We start from the raw sequence: 20,011 nt of genomic DNA, 5'->3' as shown, positions 1-20,011 counted from the left end.
TTACTCCTTTCTAATCTCTCTAAAAACCCCAAGCATTGGGGAGTAATACCATTCATTTATTTGATTTTCATAGTCGGGCAAACGTATTTCGCCAAAACAATAGCTGATATATTTCAAAGATTTTTCAAACTGTTCCGCTAAATACCCATATTGATCTTGAAGATCAAAGTCAAACCAGGGCTGATTACCATTAGCTGGAGTTAAATCAATATTCACAATATCCGTTGTGGTTTCATATTTTGAGGGACTAACATTTTCGTTTTTGATTTGCCAAATAGGTTTATCATCATCCGCTTCGAGATAAAGGCAATACGCTTGATCAGGTGAGGACGCTCTAAAAGGTTGCTTGCGCTGGATTTCGGCGCACCATGACACCTGGTTTTTCCACCAGATGCGAGCGTTATTCTGTTGTTCGTTATCGCCTAACAATATTTCACGGTATGCCATGTGCTCCAGAACAACTAGATTTTGGAACGGTGGCTTTCTGCTTTCTTTGTTCAGGGGAGGACAAAAGATGCTTGGTGTAGCGCGTGGTACTGCATATTGCTGGTTATTCAGTACTTCATCTAAATCATGGCTGCGTAGTTTTCGATGCTTTGATTCAAATCCAGGTTTTTCATAGGCAAGCTCTTTTCCTTTTAAAGCTTTATAGTTCTTAGCCAGAATATAAAAATTCTCAGTTTCCGGTACTTGTTTACGATGCCGCTGTATGCGTCCGGCGATTTGAATGATTGAGCGCATGGAACTGGGTTCAGCAATCGCCCAGTCGTAATCGTGGTCACGCCCGACTTCCGCCACCGAGGTTGCCAATACCACAAAAATCTGGTCTTGCTCTGGATAATGGCTTAATGCGTGTTGAATTTCAGGGCAATTCCAAATGGCTTCTTGATCTTTACGGTTGAGGGCTTGGTCTAATTTACTTTCAATGAATGCCCGTTGTGCCAAAGGGTATTGGCTGTGATAAATGCAGTAATGGATACGGAAATTTTCCGGTACAGGATAGGTATAAAGCAGCTTGGCAATGGCTACTAAGGGATTGATATTGGCTATGCGCACCAAACCGATAGAGACTTTTTTACCCGACGCGTGTTGTTGGTGATGACCTTGATGCAAAGCCACCATGCCCTGACGGATTACCACGCTCATAGTGTTGAGCGGTGGTAGATCAGTTGTGGCAGCAATTTCCAGCAATTTTGCTTTGCGGAAAATCGAATTGTCTTGATTCAGCTTGGTAATGCGTTTTTGAATGAATTCATCATGAGCTTTGATATAGCTCTGAATATTCTCTTGTTCTGACACCTGCACACTAAATTCATCACACCAAGCGCAGACAACGGATTTTTTTGTAATTGCTTGGTTGGTAGCGGTGTTAAATGCTTTCCGCCCTTCTTGATAGGCTTCAAATAGTGCATAAGCCAGTGCAGGTGGCATGGTTGCCGTAGACAACAATACTTTTGCACCCAACATGCCAGCCCAATTTACCAGGCGAGTCAGTGCAGGCAAGTCATTTAGGTCAAATTCATCAGGCTCATCTAGGACCAAATCCGATGTCAGTAAACGTAACATCGGTACAATTTGTCTTCCGCCTCGAACGCCTTCCGTGGCAGGTGTTAAATGGTCAATTGTGCTAACCAATATGGGCGCATGGAGCAGTTTCTTCGCTTTTCTATTGTTTGGAAACCACTTTTCCAATTGTCCTTCGTAGAATTCGGTGTTATAGATGACGTCGAATCCGTCATCATCCAAACCCAACTCCAAGCTTTCGCTACCGCGCATGGCAAACAAGCCATCTTCGGTTTGTTTACCTTGATTGATTTGGTTCAACTGCAGAATGGCCTGAGAACCGATCAGCGTAGCAATATCCGTTTTATCGAGTTTCAAGCGTTCTTGCAACGCATCGCCCGTTTGCAAGGTTAATGTCCGTAAACCCAAGGCAACACTAAAGCGGCAGCCTTCTGACTCATCAGCTAAACCATACATGATTCTGGCGTTTGCCAAGGTTTTACCTCTTCCGGTCGAAGCCATATTGATACCGAAAAAACCTTGCTCTTTAGCCTGACTCTGAATCTGTTGCATTGCTTGATAGGCTTTTACTTGCCAAGGCTCTTTATCTTCTTCCGGGCCTTTGGTTAATGTTCTGTTGTCGTTAAGCGATGGCAATTCTTCGCGCAAACGCCGAAATTTAAGAGAGAATTCAAAAGCGTGCTGGCTTACACCAACATTGTGCTCATCCAGTTTTTGTTTAGGCTGGCGTTGCTCGTTGGTATTGGCAAAAGCTTGATAATTGCTATCTTGCCAACGGGTTTGTGCGTCTTTGGCGGAATAGTGATGATCAGCAAGCATCAGGGCCAGACGCGACAAGTGCATAACAAACGGTTGGCAAAACCAATCAACTTTCATCAAACCTGGGCAAATTAAAGCTCGCCTTGACAGTTCGCTAGCCCTTTTTTGCCAGGTTTTGCTTGCCAGTGGGGTACGATAAGAGAATGTCCAATTAGCTTTTAAGATTCGTTCTTCCCATTTATGGTTCTGGCTATTGATCGAATTCCAAGATTCATCAAAAGAAAGGATTAGCCATTTGTCAGCTTGGTCAAAACTAGGTTCTGTATTACCAAGCTTAGGATAAACAGGTAAACGATGGTGTGAAACTACCAACCAAGCCACTAGTCTTGCAAACGTAGGTAAGGTAGCAAATGGATTATTAGATTTGTCCGAATCAGGGTTATCAATAATTATTTTTTGTATAACGTGATTTTCTAAATCTTCATCAATATCGGCCAATTGCTTAAGCCATTCTTGATCACTTCTTCCAGAAACAAATGCTTGAAAAATTCGCAAAGATACCCATTCATGCCGGTATGGCTCGAATCTTTTTGTGTTTTTTTCCTTTACACATTGATTCAATTTGTCCTGAAACAAATCATTTGCTTTGCCAAGATCATGGAACAAACCTGCAATTGCCGAAGCGGTAGTGATAATTTCAGTTGTATGCCAACCTTTTTCCCATTCACGATGACTCAAATCTTTTTTGGTGCTATTTACAGGTACACCTCCTTCAGCATTAAACCGCTTGCGATTCCCTACAATCCAAACCAACTCGCTGCGGCTTCGCGATCTGATCCAATGGCAGGCTACGGCGGTATTCTTGGTTGCGGTTTTGCGTAGCAGGGTTTTGACAGCGATCAATCCTTCTTCCGTGATCACGGTTTGCCATGTGTTGTCGCCGATACGATTGGCGAAAGCATCCAATACCCGCCGGGTGCGATTGAGCGCTTTTTTCTCGCATTGGCTGACGAAGGTGACCATCATAATATGGTCAACCTTGTTGTAGAGAGATACAGATATAAATTAAGCTGCCTGTGCGGCAGTAAATACAACGTTTTAATATTTCTAAGCTGCTTGTACAGCAGTACTGAGAATTTAATCATAGTTTTGCTAATATGCCGAGCTCGAATAAACAAAGAGCAAAATAAGTATCAAAAAAACAAAGAATGCGCTTCAGCATGCATCAAGACTCCTGTGGTATTTAACCAAAGCAATCTTAACATAAACTTTACCCTATTAAAACGTAGTTAAATTTTTATACTTAATACAAATCTCTTTAACCTGCTCGAACATGAAATCCATGGCTTTATGCTCGGTAAATTTTTGCAGGATTTGCTGGCGGAATTCCTGTTCGCTCATTTTTTCTTTGGCGCAAACGAAAGCCCAAGGCAGGACGATGGCATCTTTGACGAGGTCGGCGATGTCGAACACCAATGCACCACGGCGGGTTTTTCCGTGCATCACGGCAAAGCCGTGCGGAATGCCCAGTACCCAAAGTGTGGTCGCAGCTAATCCATAGGCTAAGTAATTACCGTGATTGAGAAAAGCATTTGCGCTGTCGGTGCTGTCGTAATTACGCACGAAATCTTTTTGCTGGGTTCGGCTGACAGCAATTTTGTAGAGGTTTTTGGTGAGTTGCGCTTCGATCAACAATAATTCAGTGACATTGTTCGCTTGCTCAACTTTGTTTGAAAAACCTGAGAACGCCTGTGTGATATCTTGGTCATCGAAAAAGAAGCGCTCATTTTTTAAATCCTTATCCTTGCGCCATACGTCTTGCAGGTAATCGATGCGCATAAGTTGGAAGTGTTTGGCAACCTGCAATCGTTTCGCTGCATCGAACCAGAATGACAGCCATCCTTGGACGTATTCGGTCGGCCTGTATTCGCTCTGCGGCGTGAGCCATTCAATTTCACTGGCGGCCAATAGTGGCGTGCCACCGCCACCACTGAAACCGATCAAAACACCGGTCGATGCCAGCATACGTACTGCCGCTTGCGTGATCGAAGTGCCGGTACCTAATAAAATGACCGTGGTATTGGCAATCGGGATATTCCAATAAAGCTGTTCATCCTTGGCTTCCGTCAAATAAAGAACGCGCCCGTCTTTTTGCATCACACGGCATTTTTCAAGGTAATAAATATTGGCTCGCTTGGAGTGCAGAATTGCTTTCAGGTCGGTCAATTGTTCCATTTTTGTAGCTACCTCTTAACTAAAAAAACAAAATAAACCTGTGAGGATGGCATTCCATTACCGCCCTTTATTCCGTACTCACGGATTATTGCTTTTTTTCAACCCCACTATCAAAGCCGATATTTCTTATTATTCAGTTAATTGCCAGCAAAACAACATCTATTCCTAAATCTGGCCGAGTGTTTACGTTGTCATAACAGCCAATTGGATCGCACTGAAAACGCCAAAGCGCTTCCTTCGATTCCTTGATTAAAGGTTCATCAACTGAAAAAATAATCTCGCAACGATAAATGAGCGGAGTAATCGACCTTGAGCGAAATAGAGTGCTTTCTGCCCTCTATTTCGCTGATATCCATTCACATGATGATCAACAGTCAGCAGAGTGCTGGCGGTGCCTAATTTGCATACTGACTACCAGCAAACCCGCTAGCAGCAAGAGATAGGCAGCCGGTTCTGGGATCATTTGGATCATATGCTGGGCCAGTAGCACATGTCCGGCGGCGGTGGGATGAAGTCCGTCCCAGAATAAATAAGATAAAGGATCGCAAGCGAGTGCGGCGCCGCAAGCATCCGTTACATTGGTCAATCCATAATCCGCTGGATTCATTATTGCCTGCGTAACCAAACTGAAATCATCAAAAATACTGACGCCGGGTTCAAGGGACATGCGATCCGACAGCGCATGGTTCATCGCAACTGCCATTTGTTCTCCAAGGAGAGAGGCTTGCGAGCCCAGATGGGTAAGCGCGGGCGCCAAGCCGATGTTGGGCACGTTCCAAATTACAATGCGATGCGCACCGGCCATTTGCAGTTGATCAACCATTACGCCCAAGGAGTGCGCATACTGGGCCGCAGTGGCTTCAATCACTGTTTCTGAGGGGACGCCCGATAGAATCTGCGCAAGTGCATCACGCGCATCATTGCCGCCACTTTGCAATACATACAGCGCATCATTCGGCGCGACTCCATTGTTGCTACGCAAGAACAATCCTCCTTGAGCAATCAGGCTGGGTGGGAGGTTCACGCCATCAGTGCCGGTTCTGGCGCCACCAAAAGCGAAGTTGCCGCCTCCGGCCAAGGCAGGCTCTGAAAAAGCCCCTAGTCCGATAGCATGGGCAAATGTTGAAACCCATACGTCGCCATTGGTTAACTGACCCGACGCGTAGGGTTTGCTGGGAACATAGTCATTGCCGGTGATTGTCTGGTCAGGATCAGTACCAATCGTCAAAGCAAGATTACCCGCATCAGAAAGACTATCGCCGAAGATGTATAGGCCGGAAAAATTGTGCGCAAATGCGCTCGAAGTGAACCCGATGAATATCGCTGCAATAACAAGTTTGCCAAGGTATTTCATGAAACCTCCCAGATAAGCGTTATTCGTAAAACCATTGATACTGAATCGCGGTTTATCGTATCATAGCCACCCGGCAGCCGTATGCCACTGATCAAGATCAACCTGCTGATTCATAAACTTTATCCGACCATTGTTCAGAAATGTTGAAAAAAATATCGATACTGGTATTGCTGGCCACTTTCACTCTGATTCTGTGGTCTCAGCCTGGTTTGAGTCAGCAGGTCAGGAATTTTCCGGTCGACAGCAAGCTGGGGGATTTGACTGCGGTGTCGTTTCCGGTATTTACGATCAATGGTCAGCAGTTTCAAATGGCGGCAGGCGGACAGGTGCGCGGTATCGATAATCTGATCATTCAGCCCAGTACAGCCAGCTATAAAGGATTGATTCGTTATCAACTGGACATTTCCGGTTATCTACATCGTGTCTGGTTTTTGACACCGGACGAAGTCAAAGCCGCGGAGCGAGAAGGCCAACGAGTCCCTTCCCTGCTGAGGCGTTTATTTTCCTTTTAACAGAGCGCTAGACGATTTGTGAGTAACAAGCTTTATATCAAAACCTTTGGGTGCCAGATGAACGAGTACGACTCGGAAAAAATGGCCGATGTCCTGCATGCTGCGTACGGCATGGAATCCACCGACGACCCGGCGCAGGCCGATATCATTCTGTTCAATACCTGCTCAGTGCGCGAGAAAGCACAGGAGAAAGTGTTTCATGATCTCGGCCGTGTGCGGCACCTGAAGGAAACCAATCCGAATCTGTTGATCGGCGTCGGCGGCTGCGTCGCCAGTCAGGAAGGCAAGGCGATCGTCAGCCGTGCGCCGTTCGTCGATGTGGTATTCGGCCCACAGACCTTGCACCGCTTGCCGCAGCTCATCGAGACGCGCAAGGCCACCGGCCGTTCGCAAGTGGATATTTCATTTCCTGAAATAGAGAAATTCGACCACCTGCCACCGGCGCGCACCGAAGGCGTAACCGCGTTCGTGTCGATCATGGAAGGATGCAGCAAATACTGCAGTTTCTGCGTCGTGCCGTATACCCGCGGCGAAGAAGTGTCGCGCCCGCTCGGCGATGTGCTCACCGAAATTGCCGTGCTCGCCGATCAAGGTATCAAGGAAGTGACGTTGCTCGGGCAAAACGTCAATGCCTACCTGGGTGTCGTCGAGGACGGCGAAATTGCCGATTTCGCGTTGCTGCTGGAATATCTGCATGAGATCCCCGGCCTCGAGCGCATTCGCTATACCACGTCGCACCCCAAGGAATTTACCACGCGCCTGATCCAGTCATACGATCAATTGCCGAAACTGGTCAATCATCTGCATCTGCCGGTGCAATCCGGTTCCGACCGTATCCTGGCTGCAATGAAGCGCGGCTACAGTGTGCTGGAATATAAATCCATCATCCGCAAATTGCGCACAATCCGGCCGGATATCTCGTTGTCGTCCGATTTCATCGTTGGTTTTCCCGGTGAAACCGAAGCCGATTTTGCAGCCACGATGACATTGATCGAGGATTTGAATTTCGACGAATCCTACAGTTTCGTCTACAGCCCGCGCCCGGGCACACCCGCGGCTGACTTGCCCGACGACACGCCACAGGAAGTCAAACTGGAACGCTTGCAGCGCCTGCAAGCACAAATCAATCAACAAGCCCGCAAAATCAGCCAGCAGATGGTCGGCTCGGTACAGCGCGTGCTGCTCGAAGGCGTATCGAAGAAAAATGCCGACGAGTTTTTCGGCCGCACCGATAATAACCGGGTCGTCAATCTGGCCTGCGATTCCAGCCTGGTGGGCAACTTTATCAATGTACGTATTACTGAAGCCAGATCCCACACGTTGCGCGGCGAAATAGTATCCGACTGACGTCATCAAATGCATCAAATGCTTAAAGAAGTTCCAAAAACTACTGTGCTCGGCCATGCTGCTTGACATCAGACTCAGCGTGTCCGCTCACTCCGTTACAAACTGCGCTTGCTCAATCGATTCCGCCTTGCCGAGTCGTCGCTCGCTGCCCTTGTCAGAGCTTCTTGGCAGGCATCCACATGAGGTTGTGCTTGCAAAGTAGGCCAACCACTGAGAAAATTCTTTTATCGTAATCGTATCACGCACCCTTGAAATCCAAACCCATCGAAATTTCATTTACCCCCACTGATAACCAGCGACTGGCGAATCTATGCGGTGCGCTGGATGAGAATCTGAAGCAGATCGGGACAGCGCTGGATGTCACCATTTCACGACGTGGCGAGCATTTCAGCTTTGCCGGCCAATCCGATAAAACCCAATTGGCTGTGAGAGTGCTGCGCCGTTTTTATGATCAAGCGCAACACCATCTGAGCCTGGAGCAAGTCCAGCTCGGTTTGATCGAAATGCTCAATCCGCACAATCAGGCGCTGGCAAATGATGGCGATCCTGATACAACGCCAACCGCCAAACGCCCGGAAGCGCCGGTACTGCTGACGCGCCGCACCAATCTATATGGCCGCACCCCGCGTCAGACTGAGTATTTGCAGCATATCCAGGAACACGACATTACGTTCGCGATTGGCCCGGCTGGCACTGGCAAAACCTATCTGGCGGTAGCCAGCGCTGTCGATGCGCTGGAACGCGATCTGGTGTCACGCCTGATTCTGGTGCGCCCGGCAGTGGAAGCCGGTGAGCGGCTGGGGTTTCTGCCCGGGGATATGACCCAGAAGGTCGATCCTTATCTACGCCCGCTGTATGACGCGCTGTATGATTTAATGGGCTTTGATAAAACCAGTAAGCAATTTGAACGCAACACCATCGAAATCGCACCACTGGCTTTCATGCGCGGACGCACGCTCAATAAGTCCTTCATCATCCTGGATGAAGCGCAGAACACGACGCCGGAACAAATGAAAATGTTTCTGACACGGATCGGTTTGGGTTCGAAAGCCGTCATCACCGGCGATGTCACGCAAATCGATCTGCCCAAGCATCAAAAGAGCGGACTGATCGAAGCGCAGCAGGTGCTCAAGGATATTCGCGGCATTGCCTTCAGCCGATTCAAGTCGGAAGATGTCGTCCGGCACCCGCTGGTGCAGCGCATCGTCGATGCATACGATAAACACGACAAACTCAATCCGGAATCCTGATCGACCTTGCGCACGGACAAATCACTCAAACTCATGGTGCAATATGCGACAACCCATTCCGAGATTCCGACACGACCGCAATTTCGCCGCTGGGTGAAGGCTGCGCTGACGCAGGATACGGAAATCGTATTGCGGCTGGTGGATGATGCCGAAGGCCGAGAGTTGAACCGGCAATTTCGCCAGAAGGATTACGCCACCAATGTGCTGACATTCGTGTATGACGACACTCAGCCATTGACCGGCGACATCGTGCTGTGCGCACCGGTCATCAGCCAGGAAGCGCAAGCGCAGCAAAAACCGTTGCTGGCGCATTATGCGCATCTGACCGTGCATGGCGTCCTGCATCTGCAAGGATATGACCATATTGAAGAGGCTGACGCCGTGCAGATGGAGCACCTGGAAACGCAGATTCTGGCGCGGTTGGGTTATGATGATCCGTATAACGAGCGATAAATGCGAACTCACGGCGATAAGCGCAACACAAACCTGTATTCACGGATTTGCTCATGAACTGTTTTTTGAGACTATCGAAACGACACTCACACCATTATGGATGACCCATCACCCAAAGGCGGCTGGTTAGAACGGCTCAGCGCTTTACTGATCCGCGAACCGGAAGACCGCGAACAACTCATCACCGTATTACATTCCGCCTTCGAGCGGAATCTGCTCGATTCAGACGCGCTCAGCATGATCGAAGGCGTCATGCAAGTCTCGGAAATGCAGGCCCGCGACATCATGGTGCCACGCTCGCAAATGGATGTCGTCGACATCAGCGAAAAACCCGAAAAATTCATTCCCTTCGTCATTGAAGCCGCGCATTCGCGCTTTCCGGTCATTGAAGGCTCGGAGGATGACATCATCGGTATCCTGCTCGCAAAGGATCTGTTGAGGTATTATGCCGATCCCGAAGAATTCAATATCCGCGACATGCTGCGTCCGGCAGTGTTCATCCCCGAAGCAAAGCGATTGAATGTACTGCTGAAGGATTTCCGCAGCAACCGCAATCATATGGCCATCGTCGTGAACGAATACGGCGGCGTCGCCGGCCTGGTGACGATCGAGGACGTGCTGGAGCAGATCGTCGGCGACATCGAGGACGAATACGACTTCGATGAAGAAGAAGACAATATTGTCATGCAAGGAGATGGCACCTATCGCGTGAAAGCCATCACCGAGATCGACGGATTCAACGAAACCTTCGGAGCGCATTTCCCGGATGACGATTACGACACCATCGGCGGCCTGGTACTCAACAAATTCGGCCGTTTGCCGAAACGCGATGAATCGGTGGTGATCGATCATTTCAAATTCACCATTCAGCGCGCCGATAGCCGCCGCCTGCACATGCTCAAGGTCGAAAAACTCGCCGCAGCGCCAGAACCTGTCACGGAATGATTCATCTGCTCGCACTCCACGATCAATCGCAGTACTATTCGGCCCATGCCCAAGATTACCCCGCGTTCCTATGACGCGCAGACATTTCAGGCGTTGAGCGACTGCGGATTGCCGCCGGTGCTGGCACGCATCTATGCAGCGCGCGGCATCGCGGATACCGGTCAGCTCGAAACCGAATTGACCCATCTGATCCCGTTCGAGCAGTTGAAAAACTGCACAGTGATGGCATCTTTGCTGGCCGATGCCATCGCCGCCCAAAAACGCCTGCTGATCGTGGCCGACTATGATTCGGATGGCGCCACGGCATGCGCGGTGGGTGTGCGCATTTTGCGCAAGCTGGGCGCGCAGGTCGATTATCTAGTGCCGAACCGGTTTGAATTCGGCTATGGCCTGACACCCGAAATCGTGCAACTGGCGCATGCGACCCAAAACCCCGACATTCTGATCACGGTCGACAACGGCATTGCCAGCGTCGATGGTGTCGCGGAAGCCAACCGCTTAGGCATGGAAGTGTTGATCACCGATCATCATTTGCCCGGCGATACCTTGCCCGCTGCCACGGCCATCATCAATCCCAACCAGCCGGGTTGTTCATTCCCGAGCAAAAGCATCGCCGGGGTCGGCGTTATTTTTTATCTGATGCTGGCATTGCGGGCGGAATTACGCCAGCGCGGCGCTTTCGCCACTATCCCCGAACCGAACCTCGCCAGTTTTCTCGACTTGGTGGCGCTCGGCACCGTCGCGGACGTGGTCAAACTCGATAACAATAACCGTATCCTGGTGCAGCAAGGCTTGCAGCGCATTCGCAAAGGACGCTGCTGCGCCGGAATCCATGCGTTATTGCAGATCGCGCGGCGCGATTATCAGCAAATTTCGACGTATGAGCTCGGCTTCATACTCGGGCCGCGTTTGAATGCCGCCGGGCGCCTGGATGACATGTCGCTCGGCATCGACTGCCTGCTGACCGATGATGACGCCTACGCCGCGGAATGCGCCCGGCAGCTCGATGAATTGAATCGCCAGCGCCGTGAAATTGAATCGACAATGCAAGAAAACGCTCTGGACAAGCTCGATGCGATGCTCGACTGTCAGCAACCCGAACTCCAGCAAGCCTACAGCATTTGCCTGTTCGATCCCGACTGGCATCAAGGCGTGATCGGCATACTCGCGTCGCGCATCAAGGATAGATACCACCGCCCCGTGATCATTTTCGCCGCCGGCAATCCGGACGAACTGAAAGGCTCCGGGCGGTCGATCAACGGATTTCATTTGCGCGATGCACTCGATCTGGTCGCCAAGCGCCATCCGGAACTGATCCTCAAATTTGGCGGCCATGCCGCTGCCGCAGGATTGACCATCCGCGCCCGTGATTACAAACAATTCTGCCAGGTATTCGAGCAGGTCGCGCAATCGCTGTTGACGCCCGCGCATCTGACGCGCGTCATCGAGACCGATGGCGATCTGGAGTTGTCGGAAATCACGATGGAATTGGCGGAATATCTCGCACGGCAAGTCTGGGGTCAAGGTTTCCCACAACCAACTTTCTCGGCACAATTTCTGGTCGAAAGCCAGCGCATCGTCGGCGAAAAACACCTCAAACTGAAATTGCGGAAGCGAGCCGCGCCGGGCGAAATGTCCCAAGCCGAACCGTTTTATGACGCCATTCTGTTCTTCCAGAGTGGCCCATTGCCCGGCCTGATCGACGCGGTATATCGCCTGCAGGTCAACGAATTCAATGGCAAAACGACATTGCAATTGCTGCTTGAGCACTGGTCTGATGCCGAACAACCGATCGTCGGCCATGCCTCCTGAATTCACGTTGAATGGGGAATTGTCGGCATTGCCGCATTTCCTGACCAGCCTGGCCATCGGACTGCTGATCGGATTGGAGCGCGAGCGCAGTCCCGGCTCCCGCGCCGGATTGAGAACATTCGCATTGGTTGCGTTGTTTGGCACCCTCGCCGCGATGCTGTCCGAAAAAACCTCGCCGTGGCTGCTGCTCGGTGGATTGCTGGTGATCGGCGCAATGATCATCGCCACATATTTGCGGGTCAAGGACGACAATGCTGATCCGGGCACGACGACGGTGGTTGCGCTGCTCATCTGCTATGGGCTGGGCGCGGCGGTCTGGTATCACAACGAAACGCTGGCCATCATGCTGGCGATCATCACCACGGTATTACTGTATTTCAAAGCCGAATTGCATGGCATTACCCAGAAATTGAGCCGGCGCGATCTAATTTCGATGCTGCAGTTCGCCGTGCTCACGTTTATCATTCTGCCGGTATTGCCGGATCAGAACTTCGGCCCGTATGATGCCATCAATCCATACCAGATCTGGCTGATGGTGGTATTGATTTCCGGCGTCAGCCTGGCCGGGTATGTAGCACTGCAACTGCTCGGGCATCCACACGGCCCAGTCCTGGGCTTGCTGGGCGGGTTGGTGTCGAGCACCGCGACAACGCTGGTCTATGCTCGCCGTAGCGTTGAAAACCAGGATTTCACGCATCTGGCCGTAGTCGTTATCCTGATCGCCAACCTCACCGTACTGATTCGCCTTGCCATCGTCAGCGCCATCGCATCCCCGACCATCATACCGTTGTTATTGCCGGTACTCGGTTGCGGTTTAGCGCTGGGTTCCGCCGTTACCGTGTATTGGTGGCGCCAACTGAATCATCACAACGGAGTGGCACTGCCCGAGATCAAAAATCCCACCGAAATCCGCACAGCAGCCGCTTTTGGTGGAATTTACGGCATCGTGTTGTTCTTTTCCGCTTGGCTGTCTGATGCTGCTGGCAGCAAAGGGCTGTATGCCGTGGCTCTGCTATCCGGACTAACGGACGTCGACGCCATTACCTTATCCAGCCTACGATTATTTGAAATGGGCAAACTGTCAGCCAGCGAGGCCGTAACCGCCATTTCGCTCGGCATACTCTCGAATATCGGCTTCAAACTTGGATTGATCTGCTTCATCGGCACCACGCTGCTCGCCAAGCACTGCATCTCAGGCATGCTGGCAACGGCTGCCGGGATTGGGCTGGCGCTATTGCTGCTGGTCTGATACATCCTGCCGTGCAATTTGCATTGCCTCGAGCGTAAATCCGGCTCTGCCGAAACCCAGCAATCAGCGCCACACTCGCCATGGCGCATGACACATACTCCACAACCACCCAAACCTTCTCTTTTTAAAATTCCCGCACGTTCAGCCGCACTATTGCGTTAAATGCCTGGGAGACTTGGTTCAAGGTGCAACAAAAGGCGTTAAGTACGCTTTCGTACATACTAATTCTGCCCCAGCAGATATTTTTGGTCTTATTGATTGACCATATGCAAGGAGAAAATCATGCGTCGAATTTATTTTTTAAGTCCCGATATTGATACGACTAAACGTGTAGTTGAAAGATTACGCTTAACTAGAATCGAAGAAAAATCTATTCATGTGATTGCAAAACGCGACACTCCGCTCGAAGATTTACCCGAAGGTAATCTTTTACAAAAAAGCGATTTCGTTCCAGCCGTAGAACAAGGTCTTGCCGTGGGAGGAACGACTGGCATGCTGGCAGGGCTGGTTGCTATGGCTCTTCCCCCCGCTTCAGCGGTTTTTGCTGGCGGCATCCTGCTGGGCACTACGCTGTTTGGTGCAGGTCTTGGTGCATGGGTAAGCGGTCTGGTAGGAATGAGCATTGGCAATAGGCGAATTAAAGAATTCGAGAAAGCGATCGAGGAAGGTAAATTTCTGATTCTGGTCGATGTACCGACAGATCAAGTTGCAGAGACTGAAGAGCTTATTAAACAACATATTCCCCAAGCAGAAATTGAGCATACCGAACCCAAGATCCCGGCATTTCCGTAAAATATTAGTTATGTATGAATTGGGAAATATCCGATCAGTAATATCTTATTTTTCAATTGGATAGTTTCCCATTCAGCAATTCCAACACCCCGCCGGTTTTTGTATGACAAATCCGCGTCACGCCACCGTTGCTGATCTTGATGCGGTACAGGCCCGCCGACGGCGCCTGGATGGTTTTGGCGATCAGCGCACGCATGACGCCAGCGTGAGCAACGATCAGGATATGACCGTTGGAATGGCACGCGATCATGTCTTCATACGCCGAATTGACGCGCTGGATGAAATCTTCGAGCGGTTCGGCATCCCGCGGCCGGCAATTGACCGGATCTTGCAAAAAAGCCTGGTATTCCGTAGCGCGTCCAATCTTGATCTCGTCATGACTCAACCCCTCCCACTCGCCGAACCCCACCTCTTTGAAACGCGGTTCGATCGTCACAGGAATGGCATGACGTTCCCCGAGCGCATGCGCGAATTGCTGGCAACGTTGCAATGGAGAAGTGATGATATGCTGCCAGGCATGGTAATTTCCCACTGCATGCCACATTTGCGACCAGCCTTTTTCACTGAGCGAATCGTCGACCCCATGTCCGCGGTAGCGGCGTCCGCCGACCGGCTCGCCATGACGGATCAGATCAATCACAGTTTCGTTCATAACACTCGTGAACCCGTTAATTATGGATGAGCTAGTTTAGCTGATTAACGGGGAAAATGAATGATATCGATCAATAAAGACCGACGCAGGTAATTGGATTGTCTTTGTAGAGCAATCACTTGCTGCCCAACCGCAGCGGCGCGCCACCTGTTTTTTCGATCACGGCCAACGCAATATTGACGTACTCCGCGTATTCGCGCGCATCTTCCTCGGCAATCGGGGTCGCCAGCACGAAATCGGCATGTTTGCGGGCTTCATCCATTTTGCCTTCGTCAAGCAGCAATTCGGCATAGAAGGCGCGCGTGATCACATCCTGAGGAAAAAGATCGTGCGCGCGTTTGAGATGCTTCAGCGCTTTCTGATTACTGCCGAAGCTGATCGGGAAACCCGGCAGTTTATGATACATGCGTCCCAACGCCCGGTGCCCGCCGGCGTTTTCGTATTTTTCATCGAGCGCGACCACATTCAACAGCATTTTCTCCATCGGCCGCAGCATTCTGAGTGCATTCAATACCCCGCTGTCTTCCGCCATCTTGCCCATCGCAGCCGCTTTCCAGAACAAACCGCGCACTTCGTTCTCGTTCAGCGCCAACGCCTGGTCAGCCACGTTGATACAATTTTCAAACAACTGAATGCGGCGCTTCTTATCCAGCTCGAGTTGCGCACGCATGAATTCCAAACGAGAAAGCTCGGCAATCGCAGTCGGTTCACGGGAATCTCGCGTCAAATTGCGGAACCATTCGATGGTTTGCACCAGCAACGGCCGGTCAATGGCGTATTTCCAAACCGCCAGTTCAATTTTCTGCTGATTCTCGGGCGTCAATAATGTCGCCGACGCATCTTGCCCAGCCAGCGGCACTGTCAGGCAAGCAACCGCGATCAGTTGCGATAACAAATGAATAAACTGCCCTTCCAGTTTTTGCAGGTTCGATTTCATCAAAGCATTCATCGCGCAATCCATCAGCATTCCGAGAAGCCGCTCTGAACGGCCATCGTTGTTGGTCATTGCGTTTAGAATACTGTGATTTCGTTCGAATTAAAACACCAAATAACATGGAAATTTAAGGCCTATTGATGAGCTTCATCCAATTCTGAAATGAAATCAATTAATTCCCGGAATGAAAACGCCAGCATCTCAACTGACGCCGGAGATGGTGGGAAACACATGACTCAGGAAGCTGTCGAAACTCCTTTACCCAGTCATGCGGCTTGAAATCAGGTTCGAAATACTTAATTTACTCTCATAAACGGTTCTCTCCTGATTCCGCTTTCTAATTATTGGCTTAAAATTTTGAGTCTTTTGTTCCAAATAAACCAATTGCATGCGCGACTTCAATGCAAATAACATTCGTAGTCATTACGTTAATACCATTAGTCATGTAAATTTCACATCCACGATGATAATCAATATTACAATTCAATCCAGTGAGTCATTTCACCCATTGATGAGTTTTTTTCTCATAAATTTTTGGGACTTATATCCCATGCGTGAATAATCGCGACAGAGCGTAGACAGCGGCAATTAAAATTCAAATTACTCACATCTGACCCCAGCCACCGCATAATAATGAATGACATAAAACTGGCCTATAATAAGCCGTTTTGAATTACACCCATCTCACTGCGCATGACCCCGAGATTGCCGGATGGATTGCCTAAACTATGCAGCGAAACCTTACGATACCCACTCCCGGAACCGTGTTGCGTCATGGAAACTTTGCAGGTTCCAGTGATGCATTATTTCTTGCCCAACTGGGACAGCAAGCCAAGCCCATCACCGTCATTACCGCGAATGCGCTCGATGCGCAACGTCTGTTGGAAGAGATCCCCTATTTTGCGCCGGAACTGAAGGTACATCTGTTACCCGACTGGGAAACCTTGCCGTACGACACGTTTTCGCCGCATCACGATCTGGTGTCGGAGCGATTGGCCACTTTGTATCAGGTCATGAATGGCGCGTGTGACGTATTGATCGCGCCGTTGACCACGGCGCTCTACCGCATGCTGCCGCGCGAATATCTCGCGGCGCATACATTTTTCCTTAAGACAGGCGAATTGTTGGATCTGGCGGGATTGCGCAGTCAATTGACCCTGGCGGGCTATTCGCATGTAACACAGGTGTTTTCTCCAGGCGAATATAGCGTGCGCGGCGGCCTGATCGATCTGTTCCCGATGGGCAGCCCGCTGCCGTACCGCATCGATCTGCTGGATAATGAAATCGACACAATACGCACATTCGATGTCGATACGCAGCGCAGCATCTACCCAGTCAAGGAAATCCGCCTGTTGCCGGCGCGTGAATTTCCACTGGATGAAGCCGGCCGCACCACTTTTCGTGGCAAGTTCCGCGAAAAATTCGAGGGCGATCCGACCAAAAAACAGATTTACAAGGATATCAGCAAGGGCTTGACGCCTGCGGGCATCGAGTATTATCTGCCGCTGTTCTTCGACCAAACGGCCACAGTGTTCGATTATCTGCCAGACAACACAGTGCTGTGCCTGCACCATGACGTTCGTCCGGTCATCGATGAATTCTGGCGCGATACTCAGTCGCGTTATCAATTATTGCGCGGCGATATGGAACGTCCGTTGCTACCGCCCACCGAACTGTTCCTGACCAGCGATGGCTTTTTTGGTCAATTAAAGCCTTATGCCCGGATTGAGATTCTGCCTGCCGCGCAAGAATCAAAGCTTGCTGCGCCCAAGCACACGCACACACTCCCTTCTGTTCAGGTCAATCGGCACGCAGAGAATCCACTGGAAAAACTTGCGGCCTTTACGGCTGAATTTTCCCTGGCAGGTGGTCGCATCCTACTATTGGCAGAAAGCTTGGGGCGGCGCGAGCTGATCGCCGAATATCTGCATCAATATGGTCTGCGTCCGACGATCTGCGAGGATTACGCGGCGTTCCTAAGCAGCACGCAATTCTTCATGCTCGGCGTCGCACCGCTGTATACCGGCTTTGTCGATGACGCGGATCGGTTCGCGGTGATCACCGAAAGCGAGCTGTACGCCACGCACGTGCACGGCCGCCGCGAACGCGAATCGCGCAAATCCGCCACTTCGACCGATAACATTCTGCGCGATCTATCGGAAATCAAACCCGGCGATCCGGTCGTGCACGAGCAGCACGGCATCGGGCGCTATCTCGGCCTGGTCAGCATGGATGTCGGCGAAGGTGAGCCGGGTGAGCTGAGCGAATTTCTGTCTCTGGAATACGAAGGTGGCGACAAACTGTACGTGCCGGTTTCACAGCTTTATCTGATCGGCCGCTACAGCGGCGCTGCGTCGGAATCTGCGCCGTTGCACAAATTGGGCAGCAGCCAGTGGGACAAAGCCAAGCGCAAGGCGATGCAGCAGGTGCGCGATACCGCGGCGGAATTGCTGAATCTGTACGCCCAGCGCGCGGCCCGCGAAGGTCACACATTTACGTTACAGCAGCATGATTACGACGCTTTCGCCGAGGGGTTCGGTTTCGAGGAAACAGCCGATCAGGCCGCCGCAATCAAAGCGGTGATCGAGGATCTGACCTCCGGCAAGCCGATGGATCGCCTCATTTGCGGCGACGTCGGCTTCGGTAAGACTGAAGTGGCGTTGCGCGCAGCTTTCATTGCTGTCGCCGATGGCAAACAAGTCGCTGTGCTGGTGCCCACCACATTGCTGGCAGAGCAACATTTCCAGAATTTTTCCGATCGCTTTGGGCTGATTGCCGACCAATGGCCGGTCAAAATCGCCGAGCTGTCGCGCTTCCGTTCCGCCAAGGAGCAAACCCAGGCCATCGAAGGGCTGGCCAGAGGCGACATCGACATCATCATCGGTACGCACAAATTGATTCAAAAGGATGTGCACTTCAAAAACCTGGGCTTGGTGATTATCGACGAGGAACACCGCTTCGGCGTCCGTCAAAAGGAGCAACTCAAAAAACTGCGCGCCGAGGTCGACGTGCTAACGCTGACCGCCACGCCGATTCCGCGCACGCTGGCGATGTCGCTCGAAGGTTTGCGCGATTTCTCGATCATTGCCACCGCACCGCAGCGCCGCCTGGCGATTCGCACCTTTGTCAGCGGCTTTTCGATGGGTATCATCCGCGAAGCCTGTCTACGCGAATTGAAGCGCGGCGGACAGATCTATTTTCTGCATAACGAAGTCAGCACCATTCAACTGATGCAAGAAAAACTCACCAGTTTGCTGCCGGAAGCGCGCATCAACATCGCCCACGGGCAGATGCCGGAGCGCGAATTGGAATACGTCATGCGCGACTTCTACCAGCAGCGATTCAACATTCTGTTGTGCACCACGATCATCGAAACCGGCATCGACATTCCGAGCGCCAACACGATCATCATCAACAACGCGCACAAATTCGGCCTGGCGCAGTTGCACCAGTTGCGCGGCCGAGTCGGGCGTTCGCACCATCAAGCGTATGCTTACTTGCTGACGCCACCGGAAGAAGCGCTTGGCGCGCAGGCGAAAAAGCGCCTGGAAGCGATCCAGGCGATGGAAGAACTCGGCTCCGGCTTTTATCTGGCGATGCACGACCTGGAAATCCGTGGTGCCGGCGCGGTGCTGAGCGAATCGCAAAGCGGCGAAATGCAGGAGATCGGCTTCAGCCTGTACAGCACCATGCTTGACACCGCTATTCAGTCACTGAAACAGGGCAAGGAACCCGACATGCAGCACCCGCTCGGCGTTGCCACTGAAATCAACCTGCACGTGCCCGCGCTGCTGCCGGAAGACTACTGCCACGACATCCACGAACGCCTGGTGCTGTACAAGCGCATGGCCAACTGCAACGATGACGACCAGCTCGACGACATGCAGCGCGAACTGATCGACCGTTTCGGCCTGCTGCCCAACCCGGCCCGCGCCCTGCTCGACTGCCACCGCCTGCGCATCGCGGCCAAGCCGCTCGGCATCATCCGCATCGACGCCAGCACCGACAGCATCCAGGTGCAGTTCATCCCGAACCCACCGATCGACCCGCTCAAAATCATCCAACTGATCCAGAGCAGCCGCGAATACTCGCTCTCCGGCCAGGATCGGTTGAAAATTCAGATCAAAATCGAGGATGTGAATCAGCGGGTGATGCGGATTAAGGAATTGATGCAGAAGTTGGGGTGAATGGCT

Annotated in this window: 14 protein-coding genes; 9 read left to right on the top strand and 5 right to left on the bottom strand. The window is 51.2% G+C overall.

Annotated elements, in window-relative coordinates; all coding sequences use genetic code 11:
• The 3 genes from cas3f to ABF87_RS01160 form a co-directional block, all read right to left on the bottom strand.
• On the bottom strand, positions 1–3,309 hold the full coding sequence (cas3f, locus tag ABF87_RS01170) for a type I-F CRISPR-associated helicase Cas3f (protein ID WP_160827284.1): 3,309 nt from the start codon (positions 3,307–3,309) through the stop codon (positions 1–3).
• Positions 3,310–3,561: 252 nt separating this feature from the next.
• Entirely contained in the window at positions 3,562–4,518 is a 957-nt protein-coding gene (gene cas1f, locus ABF87_RS01165; protein WP_160827283.1) for a type I-F CRISPR-associated endonuclease Cas1f, read from the bottom strand.
• A gap of 367 nt (positions 4,519–4,885) precedes the next feature.
• A complete protein-coding gene (locus ABF87_RS01160; protein WP_160827282.1) occupies positions 4,886–5,872 on the bottom strand; it encodes an SGNH/GDSL hydrolase family protein in 987 nt (328 codons plus the stop codon).
• 140 nt (positions 5,873–6,012) lie between these two features.
• On the opposite strand from ABF87_RS01160, the gene ABF87_RS01155 reads away from it, so the two are divergent.
• The 8 genes from ABF87_RS01155 to ABF87_RS01120 all read left to right on the top strand — a co-directional run bounded on the left by ABF87_RS01155 (position 6,013) and on the right by ABF87_RS01120 (position 14,232).
• The gene (locus tag ABF87_RS01155) at positions 6,013–6,384 is read left to right on the top strand and encodes a hypothetical protein (protein ID WP_240143458.1); all 372 of its coding nucleotides are present in this window, start codon (positions 6,013–6,015) and stop codon (positions 6,382–6,384) included.
• Positions 6,385–6,402: 18 nt separating this feature from the next.
• Positions 6,403–7,731, top strand: a complete 1,329-nt coding sequence (miaB, locus tag ABF87_RS01150) for a tRNA (N6-isopentenyl adenosine(37)-C2)-methylthiotransferase MiaB (RefSeq protein WP_160827281.1) — start codon at positions 6,403–6,405, stop codon at positions 7,729–7,731.
• Between the two features lie 248 nt (positions 7,732–7,979).
• Positions 7,980–8,981: a PhoH family protein gene (locus tag ABF87_RS01145; protein ID WP_160827280.1), complete on the top strand. Its 1,002-nt coding sequence runs from the start codon at positions 7,980–7,982 to the stop codon at positions 8,979–8,981.
• Between the two features lie 33 nt (positions 8,982–9,014).
• Positions 9,015–9,434, top strand: coding sequence for an rRNA maturation RNase YbeY (gene ybeY / locus ABF87_RS01140; RefSeq protein ID WP_160827377.1), 420 nt, complete (start codon positions 9,015–9,017; stop codon positions 9,432–9,434).
• Between the two features lie 96 nt (positions 9,435–9,530).
• Positions 9,531–10,379, top strand: a complete 849-nt coding sequence (locus ABF87_RS01135; protein WP_160827279.1) for a transporter associated domain-containing protein — start codon at positions 9,531–9,533, stop codon at positions 10,377–10,379.
• 45 nt (positions 10,380–10,424) lie between these two features.
• On the top strand, positions 10,425–12,191 hold the full coding sequence (gene recJ / locus ABF87_RS01130; protein ID WP_160827278.1) for a single-stranded-DNA-specific exonuclease RecJ: 1,767 nt from the start codon (positions 10,425–10,427) through the stop codon (positions 12,189–12,191).
• Positions 12,157–13,440, top strand: coding sequence for an MgtC/SapB family protein (locus tag ABF87_RS01125; protein WP_345789859.1), 1,284 nt, complete (start codon positions 12,157–12,159; stop codon positions 13,438–13,440). The genes recJ and ABF87_RS01125 overlap by 35 nt, the downstream gene beginning before the upstream one ends.
• Before the next feature lie 282 nt (positions 13,441–13,722).
• Positions 13,723–14,232 carry an MFS transporter gene (locus tag ABF87_RS01120; protein WP_160827277.1) on the top strand — a complete coding sequence of 170 codons (510 nt, stop codon included), beginning with the start codon at positions 13,723–13,725 and terminating at the stop codon, positions 14,230–14,232.
• Between the two features lie 52 nt (positions 14,233–14,284).
• On the opposite strand, the gene cobC is transcribed toward ABF87_RS01120, so the two are convergent.
• Positions 14,285–14,884, bottom strand: a complete 600-nt coding sequence (cobC, locus tag ABF87_RS01115; protein WP_160827276.1) for an alpha-ribazole phosphatase family protein — start codon at positions 14,882–14,884, stop codon at positions 14,285–14,287.
• A gap of 115 nt (positions 14,885–14,999) precedes the next feature.
• Positions 15,000–15,890: a TRAP transporter TatT component family protein gene (locus ABF87_RS01110; protein WP_240143457.1), complete on the bottom strand. Its 891-nt coding sequence runs from the start codon at positions 15,888–15,890 to the stop codon at positions 15,000–15,002.
• Positions 15,891–16,546: 656 nt separating this feature from the next.
• On the opposite strand from ABF87_RS01110, the gene mfd reads away from it, so the two are divergent.
• Positions 16,547–20,005 (top strand): transcription-repair coupling factor, encoded by a 3,459-nt coding sequence (gene mfd, locus ABF87_RS01105; protein WP_160827275.1) that lies wholly within the window; start codon positions 16,547–16,549, stop codon positions 20,003–20,005.
• Positions 20,006–20,011 lie beyond the last annotated feature (6 nt).

The sequence above is a fragment of the Nitrosomonas sp. JL21 genome (assembly GCF_009833095.1).
GTDB lineage: Bacteria > Pseudomonadota > Gammaproteobacteria > Burkholderiales > Nitrosomonadaceae > Nitrosomonas.
The sequence above is the reverse complement of the archived record's forward strand: the minus strand, read 5'-3'. Positions and strand labels throughout refer to the sequence as shown.